This window comes from Corynebacterium tuberculostearicum (assembly GCF_013408445.1).
Taxonomy (GTDB): domain Bacteria; phylum Actinomycetota; class Actinomycetes; order Mycobacteriales; family Mycobacteriaceae; genus Corynebacterium; species Corynebacterium tuberculostearicum.
This window is the reverse complement of sequence record NZ_JACBZL010000001.1, coordinates 1180477-1201100: the sequence shown is the minus strand read 5'-3', so window position 1 is coordinate 1201100 and position 20624 is coordinate 1180477. Positions and strand designations below refer to the sequence as shown.

Genomic DNA, 20624 nt, shown 5'->3' with positions numbered 1-20624 from the left:
CCCATGCGCACTCTCTATCTCGTCCTTGCCGCACTCGCCTGCGTCGCTGCGGTGGCAGCCCGCGCCGCTACGGGAACGCCATGGCTACCGCTAGTCGCCCTCATCATTGGTGGCGTTTTTCTGGTTTTGGCCCTGCGGAGCAACTTTGAGCCGGCCAAAGAAGCCACCTTCGAGGATTTGGACAAGGAACAGCGCGCGGAGCTGCAACGCCTGCTGGCCAATGGCCAGTTTGGCGCCGCAGTAGGCCAGGTACGCCTGTGGTTTCGGGGCACCTCCCAAGAACGCGCCGAAGAGATAGTTAAACAACTCGCATAGCCCTAGACCCCCACACTTTTACCCCAACGGGATACCCCAGCGCGCGACGCATGCGTGCGGTTTCGGTACAGTGTGGGGCATGACTGAACGTACACTGATTCTCATCAAGCCGGACGGCGTAAAGAACGGCCACGTAGGCGAAATCATCTCCCGCATCGAGCGCAAGGGCCTGAAGCTGGCCGAGCTCGACCTGCGCGTTGCTGACCGCGAGACCGCGGAGAAGCACTACGAGGAGCACAAGGACAAGCCATTCTTCGGCGACCTCGTCGAGTTCATCACCTCCGCACCGCTTATCGCTGGTGTTGTTGAGGGCGAGCGCGCCATCGAGGCATGGCGTCAGCTGGCTGGCGGCACCGACCCAGTCTCCAAGGCCACCCCGGGCACCATCCGCGGCGACTTCGCTCTGACCGTTGGCGAGAACATCGTCCACGGCTCTGACTCCCCAGAGTCCGCTGAGCGCGAGATCGCTATCTGGTTCCCGAACCTCTAAACTTTTGCGCACTTAGCGCATCATTCAGCCCGAGCCTGTAGGCTCGGGCTTTATTTATTGCTTGATCCATAAGCCCAGGCGGAGAGCCGCATACCGAGTATCCGGCCCTACCCTGAATAAGTATTGAAACGGCAAAGCCGCAAATACGTAGAGAAGCAGAACTGGAGCAGGGGTTTTGTTTCGGGGCTGAAGGTGCTTAACGCGGCAGATAATTGCTGAGGATAATGCACGCGAGGTCATTCACCTCTCAGACTAGGACTGGAGTTCTCCTAATCGAAGGAGAGTAACTGGCGCAGTGTGCGGAAGGCTTCCTTTTGCACTCGATGGGTAACGGTACGGCCCGATTGTTGCTTGATTAAGAGACCGGATTCCCTCAACTTGCCGAGGTGATGAGATACCGTCGGTTGGCTCAGGCCGGAAAGCGCGGTCAGCTCCGTAACGCTCATCGGGCCGCAGCCCTCGTCGCACAATATGGATAGCAGGCGCAGGCGGGCTGGGTCAGCAAGTACTTTAAATTGCTGGGAAAAGCGGAGGGAATCGCCTTGGCTGAGTGGGCCACTGCTCAGGGAACAGCACTGTGCATCCGGGGTGCTATCGGCATTGCTAGGGGAGGAGTCCATGCCCACAGTATAAGGAGTCTGCCTCCCATTCCGTTATATTGACGAGTATCAATATGGGCGATTAAAGTACTGTTCGAAAGTTGAATTCCTCGGTGCACAAGGAGAGCCATGGCCGTTACGCAACGCCCAAAGTTGTCATTTCTCGATAGATTCCTTCCTGTGTGGATCATCATGGCCATGGCTGTGGGGCTATTGATAGGCCACTTCCTGCCAGGCATTGGAGAAGCACTGTCTGCTCTAGAGGTTGGCGGTATTTCTCTTCCAATCGCGCTGGGCCTGCTAGTTATGATGTATCCGCCCTTGGCTAAAGTTCGCTACGAAAAGACTCGAGACATTGCTGCCGATGGCCGCCTGATGGTGATATCTATCGTGCTGAACTGGCTGGTGGGCCCTGCATTGATGTTCACCCTGGCGTGGATATTTCTGGCCGACCAGCCCGAGCTGCGAACCGGCTTGATTATCGTTGGGCTAGCCCGTTGTATCGCAATGGTCCTAGTGTGGTCCGATCTCTCCTGCGCCGATCGGGAGGCCACCGCCGTTCTTGTGGCCATTAACTCTATATTCCAGGTAGCCATGTTCGGTGTGCTGGGATGGTTCTATTTGCAGATTTTGCCAGGGTGGTTAGGGCTAGATACCACCTCTGCTGATTTCTCTTTCTGGTCTATCGTCACCGCGGTTCTCGTATTTTTGGGAGTCCCCCTACTGCTTGGTGTGCTCTCACGGGTCTGGGGTGAGAAAGTCAAAGGCCGCGAATGGTTTGAAAACCGCTTCCTTCCGGCAGTTTCTCCCTTGGCGATGATCGGCTTGCTCTATACCATTGTGTTGCTATTCTCCCTGCAGGGAGAACAGTTGGTAGCGCAGCCCACGGCGGTGATCAAGGTAGCGATTCCGTTGGTCATCTACTTTGTTGGAATGTTTTTCCTAGCTTTGGGCGTGGCAAAGGTCGTGGGAATGAACTACGCGCAATCCGCTTCCGTTGCGTTTACCGCAGCTGGTAACAACTTCGAACTAGCCATCGCGGTTTCCATCGGTACATTTGGCGCCGCGTCAGCACAGGCCCTCGCCGGCACCATCGGGCCACTGATTGAAATCCCAGTGCTCGTGGGCCTCGTTTATATAATGCTCTGGATAGGCCCGAAGCTCTTCCCAGGAGACAAAAGCTTGCCAAGTTAGCGCCGGCCCACTTGATACAGACAGCGAACCCCAGTCGGCGTGATGGTGATGGTCCACTTTGCGGGCGCGGTGCGCAGTCCCATGCGGCTCAGCTTCACCAGGTCCGCCTTTGCTAAAGCATCGAGCTGTTCGGATAGAGGGTCGAGGTCTACCTTCATGAACTTCGAGAGGGCAGTGGAATTAATCGTGTTTCCCTGCACCGCGCCGGCGGCGACGAGGGCGGTGAGGATGTCCGAGTGGGCGTCGGCAAGCTCCAAGCGAGCCTCCGTAACCCCGTCGAGCGGGTCTTTTTCCAGGATCTTGTTAATGCGGCGCCGGCCGATCCGGAAGGACTGGGAAAACATGCTCCAGATGCCCAACGGCAAGCCAAAGGCCCACCACGCGCCGGACAGCATCCCGGCAACGGGCGGGGCCAGCTCTACCTCTGGGAGCAGGCCGGCTGCGCTCAGTGGCGCCATGACCAATGGCGCAGCGATCGGGATAAACGGTGCGATATAGGCAATCGTGGGATAGTCACCATCACGGAATTCCTCTTGCGCAGCGTTGATGCCGCGCGGGTAATTGCGGATGAGGTGCACCAACCCCAGCACCGCAAAGACGGCAAAAACACCGGCTCCCATCAACATATAGTCCACGCCTGTGTTGGCGAAGCCAATGGCAAAGCCGGCCGGTACGCCAAAGTAAAGTGCGGAGCGCACCGGGACTTCATTGCGCTGTCGGTACTGCGCGAGTTCGCGCGCGGGGATTCGTGCTAGTTCTGCCACCCCGCCAACATAACACCGCCTGCCAGCTTGCCCGCGGTTCTGTGACACAATGGGGGATAGCGCGTACGAGACGCGGCATAACTTCATATCCCACAAACTTTTATAGCGCGCACTATGCCTCGTGCGGCGGCGGTACGGTCTTCGTCCGTGCCTGCGCCCGAGGCGGCGCCAAATACAGACGATGTACAGGAGTAAGCCCGAACATGGTGGCACAGAACTCTCAAGAAACAACTGAAAGCCTCAAGGCGGCGGCGTCTTTGGCCCAGAACCTGGACCGCAGCCAGCTCAAGGACAAGACCCGCGTGTATTCCCTAGCCAAGCAGCTGGGGCTTTCCTCGCGCGAGCTGGTGGCACAGCTCAAAGACATGGGCCTGAAAAAGAGCGCGCAGAGCTCCCTTTCCCGCGAGGAAGCAGGCCAGGTGCTGGACGCTGTGGCGAACGCCGCCGCGGTTGCCGACGCCCCCGAAACTTCCACCCAAGCACCGGCTGAAGAGGCCAAGGGTGAGGCCGCTGCGCAACCGGAAGAACACTCGGACGAGGAACGGGAAAAGAAGCCGCCGAAAAAGCGCGCCAAGCGCGCCCGCAAGGCCACCCGTAAGTCCGCCGCCGTGGCACCCGAAGAGCCGGCAGATGCCGTCGAGTCAGGGGAAGGCGAGCAGTCCGCGGAAGACGAAGAGCACCTGCGCCACCGCGTGCGCAAGAACGTGGACAATGAGATCTCCCAGATCGAAGACAAGGTAGAGGCATCGCTGGCCCAGGCCGCAGCCGAAACTGGCGCAGCCGCCGAGGAGCCAGAGGACGCTGAAGCGGAAGTATCCGAAGCGGCAGAACCCACGGATGAGGCGGGCGAAGCACCGGCTAGCGCGCTCGATACCGGAACGGTTGATGCGGCGAAGTTGCACGAGGCGCTGGCCGAGGCCGGCGAGGACTTCGAGGATGACTACTACGCCCCGCACATCGTCCCGCGCGCGGAATCCGAGGAAGACTCTGGACACTATGACTTTGCGCCTATCTTCATGGCCCCGCAACAGGACGAGGCAGGGGCATTCGCACCGGCTGTAAATGCAGCGGAGGAGGACTTCTCTGCAGACGACTCCGCACGCGACGACGATGAGGGCGCTGCCGATTCCGCCGAAGATAGCCGCGAGCACTCCGGCTCCGGCTCCGACCGCGGTTCCGGAAAGTCTGAAAGCCGCCGCCGTGGGCGCCGCGGCGCATCCCGCGGACGCGGCGCGGGTTCGAAGCGTGAAGAGCAGGCAGACGAGCCCGAGCACATTGAAGAGCCGAAGGCCATCCGTGGCTCCACGCGCATCGAGGCTCAAAAGCGCCGTCGTGCTGAGCTGCGCGAAAAGGGCCGCACCCGCCAGCACATCGTCTCCCAAGCGGAGTTCCTTGCCCGCCGCGAAGCCGTGGAGCGCACCATGGTGGTGCGCGATAAGGAGCGCGAGGACGGCGCCGGCATCATCACCCAGGTGGGCGTGTTAGAAGATGACTTGTTGGTCGAGCACTTCGTGACCACCGAGTCCCAGGCCTCGCTCATTGGCAATATCTACTTGGGCCGCGTCCAAAACGTGCTGCCGTCCATGGAGGCGGCCTTCGTGGACATCGGACAGGGCCGAAACGGTGTGCTCTACGCCGGTGAAATCGACTGGCGCAAGACCAAGCTGCACGGGCGCGCCCGCAAGGTAGAAAACGCCCTGAAGTCTGGTGACCAGGTGCTGGTGCAGGTGGCTAAGGATCCCATCGGTCACAAGGGCGCGCGACTTACCACCCAGATTTCCCTCGCTGGCCGCTACCTGGTCTACGTACCAGGCGGGCGCAGCGCCGGCATTTCCCGCAAGCTGCCCGCCCCGGAGCGCAAGCGCTTAAAGGATATCCTCGGCCGCGTGGTTCCAGGCGATGGTGGTGCGATTATCCGTACCGCCGCCGAAAACGTCCCAGAAGAGGCAATTGCTACCGACGTCAACCGCCTGCACAGCCGGTGGGAGGACATCGTGGCACACGCCAAGAAGGAAAAGTCCTCCAAGGGTGCCAAGCCGGTGACCATGTATGAAGAGCCAAATATGCTCATCAAGGTGGTGCGCGATCTCTTCAACGAGGACTTCACCGAGCTCATCGTCGATGGCAAGCGTTCCTTCAATACCGTCCGCGCCTATGTGGATTCCATGGCGCCCGACCTTGCGGACCGTGTAGTGCGCTACCGCGCCAAGGACCACGGCGGGCAGGATGCCTTCGAGGCATACCGCATTGATGAGCAGCTGCATAAGGCGCTCTCGCGCAAGGTATGGCTGCCCTCGGGCGGCACGCTGGTTATTGACCGCACCGAGGCCATGACCGTCATTGATGTTAATACCGGCAAGTTCACCGGTTCCGGCGGCAATCTGGAAGAAACCGTTACCCGCAATAACCTCGAGGCGGCCGAAGAAATCGTGCGCCAGATGCGCCTGCGCGATCTTGGCGGCATGATCGTCGTGGACTTTATCGACATGGTCCTGCCAGAAAACCAGGATCTGGTGCTGCGCCGCCTGAAGGAAGCCTTGGGCCGCGATCGCACCCGCCACCAGGTCTCCGAGGTCACCTCGCTGGGCTTGGTGCAGATGACCCGCAAGCGCTTGGGCACCGGCCTGGTGGAGACCTTCTCCACCGAGTGCGAGTGCTGCAACGGCCGTGGCATCATCATTCACCAGTATCCGGTGGACGAGGCCGAGGACGATCAGCGCTCCAAGCATTCTGGCCGCAAGTCCAAGGCACACAAGAAGCAGCACCACGATCCGCAGCAGCACCCGACTGCGGTGGCGATGCATAAGCACGAGCTTGACGACGCCCCCGAAAACTCCTCCAAGCCCAAGCGCTTCAAAAAGACCCAGGCGCCGGTTTACGGTACCGAGAGCGAGGACGCCGCACGGGAATCTGCCAAGACGTCGTTGGAAGACCTCGTAGCAAACGTCGTTGTAGACGAGCGCGGTCCGGCTGAGTCGCAGGCCGAATCGGAAGAGCACAGCGGAGACCACGACCGCAGCAAGGAGCGCGGACGTGGACGCGGTCGCCGCCGCGCGCGCAAGCGCACTCAGACTGAGGTTTCCGATATCGAGGCCATCGCGTATGCCGCGGCGGATAATGCGGCCGAGAGCGACGAGGTGCAGGAATTTAATTCCTATGTCCCCGATGCGGATACGGACGCGGACTCGGGTGCCGTTGCTCAGGCACACCCTGGTGCAGCGGCCCGCTCCAAGCGTGGCAAGAAGCCGCGCCGGGCGACGCGCCGGTCTAAGGCCACGCACACGGCTGCAGGCGGCGAGCAGAAGGCACTGGAAAAGGAAGCCGCTCCGGAGAAAATAGCTCCGGAGAAAGCAACTGGAAAGACCTATGACGAGGCAGTAGCCGAGTTTGAGGCTTCCCCGCGCCGCAAGCGCCGCACCCGCGGCAATTCGCGCTCCGATAGGCGCCCGCAGCCGCAGGATTTCGCGGTCGCCGGTGAGCAGGACTCTGCCGACGCCGACGGTAACGCTAGCGGGACTGAAGCCCAGCACGGAGAGAAGACCTCGCGCGAAGAGCGCAAGGCTCGCGGGCGTGGCCGCCGTCGCTCAGTGCGCACCCAGCCGGCCAAGCGCCGGAGCACCTCGCGCGTGCCGCACGAGGTCAAGGAAAAGGCACAGGAGCACGGACACAAGCAGGCGGGCGGATCCGCCGAGCAGCGCCATGAAAAGGCCGCTGGCGCCGCACGCGCGGGTCGCGCCGGTGGTAAGGGCCGTGGGCGTCGCCGTGCCGTGCGCCAGGCCGCTCCTAAAAAGGCGGTAGCAGAGAATCCGAAGGTAGCGAAGACCGCCCCGGGCCGTTCGACGCAGCAGGATGGCTCGTCGGATCGTTCCGGTGCTGGCCAGCGGGCGGCCACGGGCGATACCAAGGTGCTGCGCCGCGGAAAGAAGAGGGCGGTGCGCAAGAAGGGGACGTCGGCAAGCGCCAAGGCCCCAAAGGTGCAGGATAACGCCGCTCAGAACCGGGCTGCAGGAAGCGGTGCACCCCAGGAAAATGCGCGCGCTAAGTCTGGGCGTGGCCGACGCCGCGTAGCACGGCGAAGCAAGTCTTAGGGCTACGCCACGCGGGCACAAAAAGCGTGGTTTGTATTTTGTGCCCGCTACGGGGTAGTCTTTGACAGTCGCTGTTTAGTACTCACGGCGCTGGATCAGTCCGACACTCACTTTGTGAGCTGTGCGGGCATGTTCGCGCGGGAACTAAACGCAATGTGTAAGTGTCCATTCGGAACGCGGCCTCCCCGGTTGCTTCCGAGCGAGTTTAGATAAGGGGTAACCCTCTATGTACGCGATCGTCAAGACCGGCGGCAAGCAGTACAAGGTTGCTGAAGGTGACCTCGTCAAGGTCGAGAAGATCGAGGGTGAGCCAGGCTCTGCCGTAGCTCTCACCCCGGTTCTGCTCGTCGATGGCGCCGATGTTAAGTCCAAGGCTTCCGACTTGGAGAAGGTTTCTGTCTCCGCAGAAATCGTTGAGCAGGGTAAGGGCCCGAAGGTCGATATCCTGAAGTACAAGAACAAGACTGGTTACAAGAAGCGTCAGGGCCACCGTCAGCCTGTGACCACCTTGAAGATCACCGGTATCAAGTAAGCCTTAACCGGCTGTAATTATCCCTAAAGGAGGGAAAACCACATGGCACACAAGAAGGGTGCTTCCAGCTCCAGCAACGGTCGCGATTCCGAGTCCAAGCGTCTCGGTGTCAAGCGCTTCGGTGGTCAGCAGGTTAATGCCGGCGAGATCATCGTGCGTCAGCGCGGTACCAAGTTCCACCCAGGTGAGAACGTAGGTCGCGGCGGCGACGATACCCTGTTCGCGCTTGCAGCTGGCTCCGTTGAGTTCGGTATCAAGCGTGGCCGCCGTATGGTCAACATCGTTCCGGCTGAAGAGGTTGCTGCAGAGGCAACTGCCTAACTAAGGCCGCTGAGGTTAATCCTCGAGTCTGCCCCAGTGAGGGTGGCTCGAGGATTTTCTGGTTTTGTGGATACCGAAACGAGGCTCCACTCGGGTAATAGATACACCACGCTGGCGGACACAACCGATGGGATGGCCCACGAGGTAGGCCGTCTCTGTCAGCTGCGGTTGGAGTCCAGCCCAAGACACGCATTACACTGGCGGGGACAAAGATTTAACTAACGGAGGGTTTGACCATGGCACGTTTTATTGACCGCGTTGTCCTGCACCTGCAAGCAGGCGACGGTGGACACGGCTGTGTGTCTGTCCACCGCGAGAAGTTTAAGCCTTTGGGCGGCCCAGATGGCGGCAATGGTGGCCACGGTGGCGACATCATCCTCGAGGTTTCTGAACAAATCCATACGCTTATGGATTTCCACTACCGCCCGCATATTAAGGCGCAACGCGGCGGCAATGGCGCCGGCGATATGCGCAATGGTGGTCGCGGTGAAGACCTGATTTTGGAGGTCCCGGCTGGAACGGTGGTTCGCACCGAAAAGGGCGAAACCTTGGCGGACCTTACTGTTCCGGGAACGCGGTTTGTGGCTGCAGAAGGCGGGTTTGGCGGTCTGGGCAATGCCGCCTTGGCCTCAAAGAACCGCAAGGCACCGGGTTTCGCTCTACAGGGTGAGCCGGGTCAAGCACATGATCTGATCCTTGAGCTGAAATCTATGGCGGATGTAGGGCTGGTGGGCTTTCCATCGGCAGGTAAGTCATCCTTGATTTCGGTGCTGTCGGCCGCGAAACCCAAGATCGGTGATTATCCCTTTACTACGCTGCAGCCGAACCTTGGCGTGGTGGATATGGGAGATAGCTCCTTTACTATCGCAGACGTGCCGGGGCTTATCCCAGGCGCGGCCGATGGCAAGGGGCTCGGTCTAGACTTTTTGCGCCATATTGAACGCACAGCGGTGCTTGCCCATGTGGTGGATACCGCCACCATTGAGCCCGGCCGTGATCCGGTCTCTGATATTGAGGCGATGGAAAATGAGTTGGCAAAGTACCAGGAGGCTTTGCAGGAAGATACTGGTTTGGGGGATCTGCGTGAGCGCCCCCGCGTCATCATTTTGAATAAGGCAGATGTGCCTGAGGCCGAAGAGCTGGCGGAATTTGTCAAGGATGATCTGGAAGAGAAGTTTGGCTGGCCTGTCTTTATTATTTCGGCAGTCGCTCGCAAGGGTCTGGACCCGCTGAAGTTCCGGCTCATGGATATGGTGACCGAGCACCGCAAGGCCCAGCCGTTGCCAAAGAAGGATAAGAACCACACCGTTATCCATCCCAAGGCGCAGGGCCATAAGAAACATACCGGCGCGTTTGCTGATTTCACCGTGAAGCCTGATCCTGAGGTCGAGGGTGGCTTCATTGTTGAGGGCAAGAAGATTGATCGCTGGATTACCCAGACTGACTTTGAAAATGATGAGGCAGTGGGCTTCTTGGCGGACCGCCTGGCCAAGGCCGGCGTGGAGGATGAGCTGCGCGAGCAGGGTGCTGTGGAAGGCTGCCCGGTGACTATCGGCGGCATTACCTTCGAGTGGGAGCCGATGACTGGCGGTGATCCGACGATGGCAAGCCGTGGCGAGGATGCCCGCCTGAAGGGCACGGGCCGTGTCTCCGCCGCGGAGCGCAAGCGCGCCTCCCAGGCGCGCCGTGGCCTTATTGATGAGTACGATTATGGCAATGATGAAGAGGTCACCCGCGAGGGCGCAAACCGAGATAGGTGGCAGGGCTAGTTTCCAGATCCCCTATTCTTGGGGTGTGCTGGAGGGTGGGCTTTGTAAACTCGGTTGGCATGTCTTCTGATGAACAGAAAGAACCCATCCTTCCGCTTCCGGTAGAGCCTTTTGACGGACCTACCGCTGATACCCCTTTCCCGGAGCCGCTCGATGAAAATCCGGTGGCGTCCGGTTTTGAATCGGATCTCCGCCACGACATCGCGCAGGCAAAGCGCGTGGTGGTCAAGATTGGTTCCTCTTCCCTCACGGATGAAAATTTCCGCGTTTCCCAGGAAAAGATCGATCACATCGTTGATGCCGTCCATGCGCGCATGGGCCGCTCCGATGTCATCATTGTCTCTTCCGGTGCGGTTGCCGCAGGTATGGGCCCGCTCGGCCTGCACCAGCGGCCCACCGATTTGGCTACCAAGCAGGCCTCCGCGTCCGTCGGCCAGGTGCACTTGGCCTCTGTGTGGGGCCAGTCCTTTGCGCGCTATAAGCGCACCATCGGCCAGGTCCTCCTCACCGCGTCCGATACCGGCCACCGCGACCGTGCCCGCAATGCGCAGCGCACCATCGACCGCCTGCGCCAGTTGCGCACCATCCCTATCGTGAACGAGAACGATGCGGTGGCAACGTCCGAGATGCACTTTGGCGATAACGATCGCCTTTCCGCGCTGGTAGCCAACCTGGTGGGTGCGGACGCGCTCTTCCTCTTTTCTGACGTGGATGGCCTCTACGATAAGAACCCGGCCGAGCCGGATGCCAAGTTCATCGATGAGGTGCGCACCGGCAAGGACCTGAAGGGCGTTGTGGCTGGTGATGTCGGAAAGGTCGGCACCGGCGGCATGGCTACTAAGGTCTCCGCGGCCCGCCTGGCTACCCGCGGTGGCATTCCAGTGCTGCTGACCTCTACGGATAATATTGGCCCCGCGCTTGCCGACGCCTCCGTGGGCACCGTCTTCCACACCCGCGAGGAACGCCAGCTATCCGCCTGGAAGTTCTGGGCGCTCTACTGCGCCGATACCGGCGGAGCCGTCCGTCTCGACGAGGGCGCCAAGGAGGCCGTCACCAAAGGCGGCACCTCGCTGCTCGCCGTCGGCATTACTGACGTGCAGGGCGAGTTCAATAAGGGAGAAATCATCGACATCCTGGGCCCGAATGGTGAGGTCATCGGCCGCGGCGAAGTCCGCTTTGACTCCGAGGAGCTCCACGCCATCAAGGGCAAGAAGATGGAAGACCTGCCCGAGGATCAGCGCCGTTCCGTCGTCCACGCGGACTACCTCTCCAACTTCGCCTCCCGCATCTAAACCCGGAGCCGAGATTCCCCGTATGGTTGGGGCATGAAGTATTTCATGGGACCGGAAACCTGGCAGCCGATGGTAGAAGACATCGAGGCTGCCGGGCACCAACGCGTAAGCAGCATTGAAGACGCCGAGGTCTATATCAATAATGCGCCCAATCCGCGCCGCATCCCGGAGATGCCGGCGAATATCGGCTGGGTGCAGCATTGTTATACCGGCGTCAATCAGCTCATCGATGCAGGCGTCATTACCCCAGACGGCGTGCCATGGTGCAACTCCGCCGGCGCCTTTGCCCAGCCAGTGGCCGAGTCCGCACTCGGTTTGGCCCTTTCCCAGGCGCACCACCACAAGGCCTTCGCCCAAGCCGCGTCGTGGTCGGTGGCCAAGGAGCTGGACGAGTCCCAGGCCTGGCTCTATGACCAGCAAGGGCCGAAGAGGGTAGCGATCTTTGGCGCTGGGGGCATCGGCAAGCAGCTCATTAAGCTCCTGCAGCCCTTTGGCGTGCACATTACTGCGGTCAATCGCTCCGGCCGCGCGGTGGAAGGCGCCGATGAGGTCGTGCCCATGGACCAGGCCGAAAGCGTGTGGGGCGAGGCGGATTTCATTTTCTGCATCCTGCCGGCCACCAAGGACACCGAGGGGCTTATCAATGCCGCCACCTTCCGCGCCATGAAACCCTCCGCCATCTTTATCAACGTCGGCCGCGGCAGCACTGTCGTCACCGAGGATCTCGTAGCGGCCCTGCGCGATGGCGACATCGCCGGCGCCGGCTTGGAGGTTATGGATCCCGAGCCGCTGCCTGATGGCCATCCGCTGTATGACCTTCCCAATTGCACTATGACGCCGCACATGGCCGCCTCCGCGCACGTGGCGCAGTACCACCTGGGCACTATCTTCAACGCCAATGCCGCAGCGTGGGAGAGGGGAGAGGCCATGCCCACCCGCGTCGATGCGGAGGCTGGCTACTAATGAAGTACGCGATGCTGCCCACCCCGTGGGAGGAAACCCTGCAGGCCCTCGATGCTGCCGGCCACGAGCGTGTCTCGCTGGAGGAAGCCGAGGTGCTCGTCTTCAACGGCGGTCCCGATGATTTCCCGCAGCCCCTCCCGCCAAGCGTCGGCTTGGTGCAGGTTCCCTTTGCCGGGGTGGACCACCTGCTCGACGTCATGCGAAATACCTCCGCCCGCTGGTCCAACGCGGCAGGACTGTATGATGCCACCGTGGCCGAGTCCACCATTGCGCTCCTGCTCGCCCAATTGCATGCGCATAAGCGCGTGGGGACGAGCTGGGATAACCGCGATGAGGTGGAGGCGCACACCAGCTTCCTCTTTGAGGATAAGACGGTGGCGGTGGTGGGTGCCGGGGGCATCGGCAAGCGGCTCATTCGCATGCTAGAAGGCTTTGGTCCGCGCATCATAGCGGTCAATCGTTCCGGTAACCCGGTTGAAGGCGCCGATGAAACCTATGCCACCTCCGATATCGAGCGCGTGTGGCCGACCGCCGATTATTTCGTGGCGCTGGCACCGCTCACGGACCAGACCCACCAGCTTTTCGACGCCGCCGCTTTCCGCGCCATGCCCAATCACGCCGTGGTCATTAACGTTGGGCGCGGCCCGCTAGTGGATACCGATGCGCTGGTCGAGGCCCTGCGCGCCGGCCAGATCGCCGGCGCTGGCCTGGATGTCACCGACCCCGAGCCGCTGCCCGACGGGCACCCGCTGTGGGAGATGCCCAACGTAGTCATCACCCCGCATCTGGCCAATCCGCCGTATTCGGTGCAGCGCCGCATCGGTGCGCATGCAGCAAAGGTCATGGAGCGGTTTGCCGCGGGTGAAGCAATCCCCACGGAAGTAGATATCGAGGCCGGCTACTGATGGATAGCCCCGGTAGCCGCGCTGACGATGGCCAGCTCAACCCCACCGCGGCTGAGGTCGCTGAAATGCGCGTGGCCTTTCGTTAGGCTGGTATGGCATGAGCAACACTGAACGCGAAGAAGTTCTGTCCAAAGCCCGTGCTGCCAAGGAAGTCGCGCCCGTCGTGGCGCAGCTGTCCACGCCGCGCAAGAATGAGATCTTGCAGCGCGCAGCCGAAAACCTTATCGCCCACACCGAAGATATTCTCGCCGCCAATAAGCAGGATATCGACGCCGGCCGCGAGCGCGGCATGTCCGAGTCCCTCATTGACCGCCTCTCCCTCGACGCCGAGCGCGTCGAAGGCATTGCCGGGGGCCTGCGCCAGGTAGCCGGCCTCCAGGACCCGGTAGGAGAGATCCTGCAGGGCCGCACCATGGACAACGGCATCCAGATGAAGCAGGTGCGCGTCCCGCTCGGTGTGATGGGCATGGTCTATGAAGCACGCCCGAACGTCACCGTGGACGCCTTCGGCCTGGCCATCAAGTCCGGCAACGTGCCGCTGCTGCGCGGTTCCAAGTCTGCCCGCAACTCCAATGCTAAGCTGGTAGAAATCCTGCAGGATACCCTCGCCGAGTTCGATCTACCGCGCGAGGCCGTGCAGCTCCTGCCGTGCGAGACCCACGATTCCGTCCAAGACCTCATCACCGCTCGTGGCCTGGTGGACCTGGTCATTCCGCGTGGTGGCGCCAAGCTTATTGAAGCCGTGGTCACCGGCGCCACCGTCCCGGCCATCGAGACCGGCACCGGCAACTGCCACTTCTACGTGGACGCCTCTGCGGACCTGGACAAGGCTATCGACATGGTCATCAACGGCAAGACCCGCCGCACCTCCGTATGCAACTCCACGGAGTGCGTGCTTATCGACGCCGCCTTGGACGACTCCGCCAAGCTCCGCATCATCACCGCGCTGCAGGAGGCGGGCGTGACCATCCACGGCGACGTCGCTGGGCTCGAGGCCTTCGGCGTCAAGGATGCCGTGCAGGCCACCGAAGAGGACTGGCGCGAGGAGTCGCTGTCCATGGATATCTGCGCCAAGGTGGTCGACGGTGTCGACGGTGCCATTGCCCACATCGCCGAATTCACCACTGGCCACACCGAGGCCATCGCCGCGCAGGACGCCGATGTCCTAGTGAAGTTCGGCAACGAGGTGGATGCCGCCGCAGTCATGCTCAACGCCTCTACCGCCTTTACCGATGGCGAGGTCTACGGCATGGGTGCGGAAATCGGCATTTCCACCCAGAAGCTGCATGCCCGCGGCCCGATGGCACTTCCGGAGCTGACCTCTACCAAGTGGATCCTGCAGGGTACCGGTCAGACCCGCCCCTAGTAGTGCGACTATAATCACCACCCATGACTAGCCCACAGCGCATCGGCATCATGGGTGGCACTTTTGATCCCATCCACAATGGCCACTTGGTAGCGGCCAGCGAGGCTGCACACCGGTTTGCCCTCGATACCGTCGTCTTTGTTCCCACCGGCCAGCCGTGGCAAAAGTCCCACCGCGACGTCACCGCGGCCGAGCACCGCTACTTGATGACGATGGTGGCCACCGCATCCAACCCGCGCTTTACCGTCTCGCGCGTAGACATTGACCGCGAGGGGCCTACCTATACCATCGATACGCTGCGCGACCTACGCGAACTCTTCCCGGAGGCGGAGTTTTATTTCATTACCGGTGCCGATTCGCTGGCATCCATCATGAGCTGGCATAACTGGGAAGAGATGCTGGAGATGGCGCACTTTGTGGGCGTTACCCGCCCCGGCTATGAGCTAAGCGCCGATATGCTGCCCTCCGATGCGCAGGAGGATATCGATCTTATTGACATTCCCGCGATGGCTATCTCTTCTACCGCTTGCCGCGAACGCGCCGCTCAAGGCCAGCCCGTGTGGTACCTCGTTCCGGATGGGGTGGTGCAGTACATCACCAAGAATAATCTCTACGGGCCCAACCCAGATAAGCCTTTGTAGAAACTTCCGCGGCCTTCCCAAGATTTTGGGCACGGGCCTGCTAAACGTGCAAGAATAGACTCTCAATAGAGATAGTTCATACCGAATATACTCAGACGCGAAAAGGGAATTTTTACACATTGTCTACTTCTGATCTCGCCCGCCGCATGGCAGAAACCGCGGCCCACGCCGCGCAAGAAAAGCTGGCCACCAATATCGCGGCCATTGATGTCTCCGATGTCCTCGCTATTACCGAGGTCTTCGTGCTCGCTTCTGCAGACAACGAGCGCCAGGTGGGCTCCATCGTGGATGAAGTCGAAGACGAAATGACCAAGCAAGGCTTCGAGCCGCAGCGCCGCGAAGGCAACCGCGAGAACCGTTGGGTGCTGCTGGATTATGGCAATATCGTCGTCCACGTTCAGCGCAATGACCAGCGCGAGTTCTACGGCCTAGACCGCCTGTACCACGATTGCCCGGCACTGGAGATCGAGGGCATCGAGGCCCCAGAGCGCCCGGGCGAATGGACCAATGGCGTTAACCCGCGCGAAGTCGATTCCATCGATGAGCTCCCACTGGCCGATAAGGTCCCTGGTGAGGACGAGGAGCTTTAAGCCCGCATGAGCCGCCGCCTGATCCTGATCCGCCACGGACAAACTACCTATAACGCCACCGGCCGCATGCAGGGCCACTTGGACACCGAGCTGTCCGAGCTAGGCTATGAGCAGGCCCGCGCCGCCGCGCGCCTGCTGCAGGATCAGGGCGTGTCTAAAATCGTCGCCTCCGATCTCCTCCGCGCGCGCGAAACCGCCCGCGTCGTCGCCGAGGCCCTCGGCGTGGAATTCACCACGGATGCCCGCCTGCGCGAGACGCACCTAGGACAGTGGCAGGGCAGAACCTCCGCCGAGGTAGATACCGAGTTCCCTGGCGCGCGCGCCATCTGGCGCCACGATCCCACTTGGGCCCCGCCGCAGGGCGAATCCCGCGTGGATGTGGCCGAGCGTGCCCGGCCCGTCGTCGATGAGCTCATGGCAGACTTCGCCGGCTGGGACCAGGGCCCCGTCCTCATCGTGGCCCATGGCGGCGCTATCTCGGCGCTGACTTGTCACCTGCTGGGCCTTGACCACGCGCAGTACGGAATCCTTTCCGGCCTGAAGAATACGCACTGGTCACAGCTGACGGCCCGCCCTGATTTCAACCCGGAAACCCCGCTGTCCTCCCTGGAGTTCACCCCAGACAATGTGGGCAGCGCCCAGTGGTATTTCGACGGCTGGAATATGGGCGGCGAGGTCACCGGGGACGGCGGGGCGGATATCTAGTGACGGTCCGCGTCATTACGGATTCCTCCGCGGGCCTGCCGCCGGAGCTGGCGGAGCAGCTATCCATCACCGTCATTGACCTGCACCTTATGGAAAGCCACGGCAAGGATGGCCTGGAGCGCTCCACCTCGGGGCTGAGCGCGCTGGAGCTGGCCGCCGCCTACGGCCGCGAAATGGAGCGCGCCCAGGATGATGGCGTGGTGGCCATTCATCTGTCCAAAGAGCTATCTTCCACCTATTCCGCGGCGGTATCCGCCTCCGGCGTTTTTCCGCACACGGTGCGGGTGATTGACTCCGGTTCGGCCGGTATGGCCATGGGCGCGGCCGCCATGTCCGCCGCCAAGCTCGCCTCCCGCGGCGCCAGCTTGGACGAGTGCTACGCCGCGGCCGTCGATACCCTCAAGCGTGCGTCTACCTGGGTCTACCTGCACTCCACGGAGGACCTGCGCCGCTCTGGCCGCCTTTCCCCTGCCACGGCCGTGCTTTCTACGGCCCTTTTGGCCACCAAGCCGATTATGTCGATTACCCGCGGCAAGCTGGAGCTGGTGGGCAAGACCCGCACCCAGACCAAGGCCTTTACCAAGCTGGTGGACCTCATCGCCTCCCGCGCGGACGGCGAGCCGGCCTTCGTCGCCATCCAGCACAATCAGGCCGAAGACGCGGCTGCCAAGCTGGAGGCGCTCCTTAAAGCCGCGCTGCCGCAAGGGTCGTCCTTCATCTGCACTCCGCTTAACGACGTCCTCTCTGTCCACACCGGCCCCTCCGCCATCGGCGTCTCCGCCGTGTTTAGTTCCGAACCACCCGCCGAACCGGTGCATTCTCACACACGTGGTCGACCCCGCGCCTTCCCACCGCGCCGATCTGTGGATAACTAGGCCCAGCGCGCCGGGTTTGTTGACGTCCACAACAAGTTATCCACAGCCCGCCTTCGCCCGACCTTTCACTGGTGTGCGCCCGCGCTTAGCCTCAGCGCCATGGCGGCACCCAAGATCAGCGAACGACTCCGCGAATTTACCCAACCCACCGGCGAGGAAGAACTCCTCGCCGTCGATTACCCGCGCCCGCGACTGCGCATCAGCCCCTGGCAGGCCTGCGCCGTGGCGGTCATTCTCGTTATCGGCGTGGTGGTCTGGCTCGGCATTAATGCGCGCTCCGATGACGCCTCCGGCATGCCCGAGCCTGCAGCAATGAGCCCAGGCGCGGCCCCCAGCGAAGAGCCTAGCGAGATCATCGTCTCGGTCATCGGCGAAGTTGCAGAGCCCGGCCTGAAAACACTCGAGCCCGGCGCGCGTGTGGCCGATGCCCTCGATGCCGCCCAGCCGCTACCAGGCGCCGAGACCATGGCCCTCAACCATGCCCAGCGGCTTTCCGACGGCCAACAACTCCACATTCTGCCCTCCGGCGCCGCCCCAGCTCCCGCACCCGGCGAACCCGCCCCCGCCGGCGAAAACTCCAGCAGCCCTGGCGGCAGCGCTAGCAGCAGCGGCGTGAGCCTCAATAGCGCCACCGCCGAGGAGCTCACCGAACTCAAGGGCGTCGGCGAGGTGACCGCGCAGGCCATCGTGGCCTACCGCGAGGAGCACGGCGGTTTCAAGGATGTAGAAGAGCTCCTCGAGGTCTCCGGCATCGGGCCGGCGAAGCTGGCGCAGCTTAAAGACCAGGTCCAGCTCTAACCCGAGCTCGAGCGTGCGATGCGAGAACTGCGGCTCGTCCCCGGCGCGGCCACCGCTTGGCTGGCCGTCATCGCCGTGCTGCTCGCCGGCCGCGGCTGGGCCATCGCACTCATCGCGGTCGTCGTCGCGCTGTGCCTCATTGCCCGTCAATGGGGCCAAGCGCTCTTTTGCGGGGCGGTCGCTGGGGGTGCGGCGCTCGTCGCCGCGGTGCGCCAGGCTCGCGCCGCCGCCTTCGACCTCGGCAGCGAAGTCACCGGGCGCCTTGTCACTGCACCAACGCAGACCAGTACGGGCGGCTGGCTGCTCAAGCTCAAGGTTCCGGGATACCCGACCCAGCTGCCGGTCTTTAGCCCAGAACCAGTCCCAGCGGCCGCTGGCGCCGAGGTTACGGCCAGGGTAAGGGTAGGGGAGTCGGATAGGGCGGGCGTCGGAAAGCTCAGCGCCAATGCCACCGACGTACAGGTAACCGCCGAACCCGAAGGCTTGGCCGGCTGGGCGGCCGAGGTGGCCGAGAATTTCCGCGCGCTGGTCCTCGATACCGTCGGTCCTTCCAGCCAGGGCCTTATCCCCGGCATGGTGCTCGGCGATACCGCGCTGCAAGATACCGCCGAGCGCGACCTGTATATCGCCACCGGGCTCTCCCACTTGAGTGCTGTATCCGGCGCCAATGTGGCCATCGTCTGCTCCGCCGCTGCCGTGGTGTGCGCCGCCTTCGCGCTCGGGCCCCGCGCCCGCGTGGCCGCCTCCCTGTGCGCGCTGGCCACCTATGTTCTGCTTGTGGGCTTCGAACCCTCCGTCCAGCGCGCGGCCGTCGCTGGTGTAGTGGGGCTGCTCGCGGTGCTCAATTCCACGCGCATGGAGCCCATCCATGCCTTAAGCCTCGGCATCATCGCGCTGCTCTTTGTGGATTCCGACCTCGCCGTGCACTTCGGCTTCGCCCTATCCTGTGCGGCGACGCTCGGCATCGTGGCGCTGAGCCCGCTCATCTATAAGCACTTGGCCGTGACCGGCTGGCCCGCCATCTTCCTGCGCGCGGTTGCCGTGGCTATCGCCGCCGATATCGTCACCCTGCCGCTGGTGGCGCTCATGTCCGGTGAGGTCTCCGTGGTCTCCGTGCTGGCCAATATCCTGGTCGAGCCCGCCACCGTGCCGATTACCATCGTGGGGCTCATCGCCGCCATCTTTGCCCAGCTCGGCCCGCTCGATGTGCTGGGCGCCGGCCTGCTGCGCCTTATCGAGCCCTTCTCGTGGTGGATTAATACCGTCGCCCACGGCGTGGCCCACCTGCCCGTGGTCACCATCCCCGCCAACCCGCTTTTTACGCTGCTTGCCTACGCATGGATTATCGCCGGCCTCCTCTATCACCGCCCGTGGCTCACCTTGGCGCTGACGCTGGCGGGCATCGCCTGGCTCGGCCTGGCCGCAGGCTAGAATGGCGGGCATGCCTCCAGTACACCTCATCCTCGGCGACGATGAATTCCTCACCGAACGCGCCCGCCTGCAGATTCAGCGCGCCGCGGCCGAGGAGAGCGGCCCCACCGGTGCTCGGCCCGAGCTGACGAAGCTCAAGGCCTCCGAGGTCTCTGAAGGCGAAATCCTCGAGGCCACCAGCCCGTCGCTCTTTGGCGATAACCGCGTAATCGTCATCAGCGACTGCGAGCGCGCCGGCAAGGAAGTAGTCGATATCCTCCTGCGCGCCTGCGCCAACCCCGCGCCGGGCATGACCATGGTCATCATCTACTCCGTGACGGCCAAGACGCTGAAGAAAAAGAAGAAGCAGCCCGAGCTCGTGGCCAAGCTGCGCAAGATTGCTGAGGTCCACGAGGTCTTCTCGCTTTACCCCAATGAGCTGGGACAGTGGGCCACCCGCGAATTTTCCAGTCACGGCGTGCGCCCCACCCCGGACGTTATCCATGCCGTGCTCGAGGGCGTGGGCTCTGACCTGCGCGAGCTGGCTTCGGCCATCTCTCAGTTGGTCTCCGACACCGGCGGCAACGTTACCCGCGAAGCGGTGCAAAACTACTACGTCGGCGTGGCCGAGGTGGCCAATTGGGACATTGCCGACGCCGCCGTCGCCGGCCGCGTCGAAGCCGCCGTATCCACCTGCCGCCGCGCCCTCCAGCTGGGCGCGAGCCCCGTGGCGATTGCCGCCGCGCTGGCCAATAAGGTCGGCGCCGTCGCCCGCCTCTACTCCGCGCGCGGGGACCAATACTCGCTGGCGAGCCAAACCGGCCTGGCGCCCTACGTGGTCAAAATGACCCAGCCCGTGGCTCGCCGCTGGTCCGCCGATAATGTCACCAAGGCCGTCATCCTCGTCTCCGAGCTTGATGCCGCCGTTAAAGGCCAAGGCGGTGAGCCCGAATTCGCCATAGAGGCGGCCGTCAAACGCGTCGCGGAACTGGCGCGATAAGCTAGAA

20 protein-coding genes are annotated in these 20624 nt (G+C 62.4%); 18 read left to right on the top strand and 2 right to left on the bottom strand.

Translation table 11 applies throughout. The features are described 5' to 3' along the window. Nucleotides 1-3 precede the first annotated feature (3 nt). Together BJ985_RS05670 and ndk are read left to right on the top strand one after the other, a co-directional pair. Nucleotides 4-315, top strand: coding sequence for a hypothetical protein (locus BJ985_RS05670; protein ID WP_179386878.1), 312 nt, complete (start codon nucleotides 4-6; stop codon nucleotides 313-315). A gap of 79 nt (nucleotides 316-394) precedes the next feature. Next, the gene (gene ndk, locus BJ985_RS05665) at nucleotides 395-805 is read left to right on the top strand and encodes a nucleoside-diphosphate kinase (RefSeq protein WP_005324068.1); all 411 of its coding nucleotides are present in this window, start codon (nucleotides 395-397) and stop codon (nucleotides 803-805) included. Nucleotides 806-1074: 269 nt separating this feature from the next. Here the strand turns inward: ndk and BJ985_RS05660 are convergent, their stop codons facing one another. Then, nucleotides 1075-1425, bottom strand: coding sequence for an ArsR/SmtB family transcription factor (locus tag BJ985_RS05660; RefSeq protein WP_040425217.1), 351 nt, complete (start codon nucleotides 1423-1425; stop codon nucleotides 1075-1077). Nucleotides 1426-1533: 108 nt separating this feature from the next. On the opposite strand from BJ985_RS05660, the gene arsB reads away from it, so the two are divergent. Beyond that, the gene (gene arsB, locus BJ985_RS05655) at nucleotides 1534-2598 is read left to right on the top strand and encodes an ACR3 family arsenite efflux transporter (RefSeq protein ID WP_179386877.1); all 1065 of its coding nucleotides are present in this window, start codon (nucleotides 1534-1536) and stop codon (nucleotides 2596-2598) included. Here the strand turns inward: arsB and BJ985_RS05650 are convergent. Continuing rightward, nucleotides 2595-3362: a hypothetical protein gene (locus BJ985_RS05650; protein WP_179386876.1), complete on the bottom strand. Its 768-nt coding sequence runs from the start codon at nucleotides 3360-3362 to the stop codon at nucleotides 2595-2597. The genes arsB and BJ985_RS05650 overlap by 4 nt on opposite strands. A 203-nt stretch (nucleotides 3363-3565) precedes the next feature. On the opposite strand from BJ985_RS05650, the gene BJ985_RS05645 reads away from it, so the two are divergent. From BJ985_RS05645 to holA, 15 genes are all read left to right on the top strand, one after another. After that, nucleotides 3566-7450: a translation initiation factor IF-2 N-terminal domain-containing protein gene (locus BJ985_RS05645; protein WP_179386875.1), complete on the top strand. Its 3885-nt coding sequence runs from the start codon at nucleotides 3566-3568 to the stop codon at nucleotides 7448-7450. Nucleotides 7451-7676: 226 nt separating this feature from the next. Then, nucleotides 7677-7982 carry a 50S ribosomal protein L21 gene (gene rplU, locus BJ985_RS05640; RefSeq protein ID WP_005324077.1) on the top strand — a complete coding sequence of 102 codons (306 nt, stop codon included), beginning with the start codon at nucleotides 7677-7679 and terminating at the stop codon, nucleotides 7980-7982. 42 nt (nucleotides 7983-8024) lie between these two features. Beyond that, the gene (rpmA, locus tag BJ985_RS05635) at nucleotides 8025-8303 is read left to right on the top strand and encodes a 50S ribosomal protein L27 (RefSeq protein ID WP_005324079.1); all 279 of its coding nucleotides are present in this window, start codon (nucleotides 8025-8027) and stop codon (nucleotides 8301-8303) included. Between the two features lie 236 nt (nucleotides 8304-8539). Continuing rightward, a complete protein-coding gene (gene obgE / locus BJ985_RS05630) occupies nucleotides 8540-10072 on the top strand; it encodes a GTPase ObgE (protein ID WP_005324081.1) in 1533 nt (510 codons plus the stop codon). Nucleotides 10073-10131: 59 nt separating this feature from the next. After that, entirely contained in the window at nucleotides 10132-11364 is a 1233-nt protein-coding gene (proB, locus tag BJ985_RS05625) for a glutamate 5-kinase (RefSeq protein WP_179386874.1), read from the top strand. Between the two features lie 33 nt (nucleotides 11365-11397). Further along, nucleotides 11398-12327, top strand: coding sequence for a D-isomer specific 2-hydroxyacid dehydrogenase family protein (locus BJ985_RS05620; RefSeq protein ID WP_179386873.1), 930 nt, complete (start codon nucleotides 11398-11400; stop codon nucleotides 12325-12327). Further along, the gene (locus BJ985_RS05615; RefSeq protein WP_179386872.1) at nucleotides 12327-13232 is read left to right on the top strand and encodes a D-isomer specific 2-hydroxyacid dehydrogenase family protein; all 906 of its coding nucleotides are present in this window, start codon (nucleotides 12327-12329) and stop codon (nucleotides 13230-13232) included. Before BJ985_RS05620 ends, BJ985_RS05615 begins: the two co-directional genes overlap by 1 nt. Before the next feature lie 97 nt (nucleotides 13233-13329). Then, a complete protein-coding gene (locus BJ985_RS05610; RefSeq protein ID WP_179386871.1) occupies nucleotides 13330-14598 on the top strand; it encodes a glutamate-5-semialdehyde dehydrogenase in 1269 nt (422 codons plus the stop codon). Between the two features lie 23 nt (nucleotides 14599-14621). After that, a complete protein-coding gene (gene nadD / locus BJ985_RS05605; protein ID WP_179386870.1) occupies nucleotides 14622-15239 on the top strand; it encodes a nicotinate-nucleotide adenylyltransferase in 618 nt (205 codons plus the stop codon). A gap of 146 nt (nucleotides 15240-15385) precedes the next feature. Continuing rightward, the gene (gene rsfS, locus BJ985_RS05600; RefSeq protein ID WP_179387589.1) at nucleotides 15386-15829 is read left to right on the top strand and encodes a ribosome silencing factor; all 444 of its coding nucleotides are present in this window, start codon (nucleotides 15386-15388) and stop codon (nucleotides 15827-15829) included. 6 nt (nucleotides 15830-15835) lie between these two features. Further along, complete coding sequence (locus BJ985_RS05595) at nucleotides 15836-16534, top strand: histidine phosphatase family protein (RefSeq protein WP_179386869.1); 699 nt, start codon at nucleotides 15836-15838, stop codon at nucleotides 16532-16534. After that, nucleotides 16534-17409: a DegV family protein gene (locus BJ985_RS05590; RefSeq protein WP_179386868.1), complete on the top strand. Its 876-nt coding sequence runs from the start codon at nucleotides 16534-16536 to the stop codon at nucleotides 17407-17409. The genes BJ985_RS05595 and BJ985_RS05590 overlap by 1 nt, the downstream gene beginning before the upstream one ends. Nucleotides 17410-17508: 99 nt before the next feature. After that, nucleotides 17509-18207 (top strand): ComEA family DNA-binding protein, encoded by a 699-nt coding sequence (locus BJ985_RS05585; RefSeq protein WP_179386867.1) that lies wholly within the window; start codon nucleotides 17509-17511, stop codon nucleotides 18205-18207. Between the two features lie 18 nt (nucleotides 18208-18225). Next, the gene (locus BJ985_RS05580) at nucleotides 18226-19638 is read left to right on the top strand and encodes a ComEC/Rec2 family competence protein (protein WP_179386866.1); all 1413 of its coding nucleotides are present in this window, start codon (nucleotides 18226-18228) and stop codon (nucleotides 19636-19638) included. 1 nt (nucleotide 19639) lies between these two features. After that, nucleotides 19640-20617, top strand: coding sequence for a DNA polymerase III subunit delta (gene holA, locus BJ985_RS05575; RefSeq protein WP_179386865.1), 978 nt, complete (start codon nucleotides 19640-19642; stop codon nucleotides 20615-20617). Nucleotides 20618-20624 lie beyond the last annotated feature (7 nt).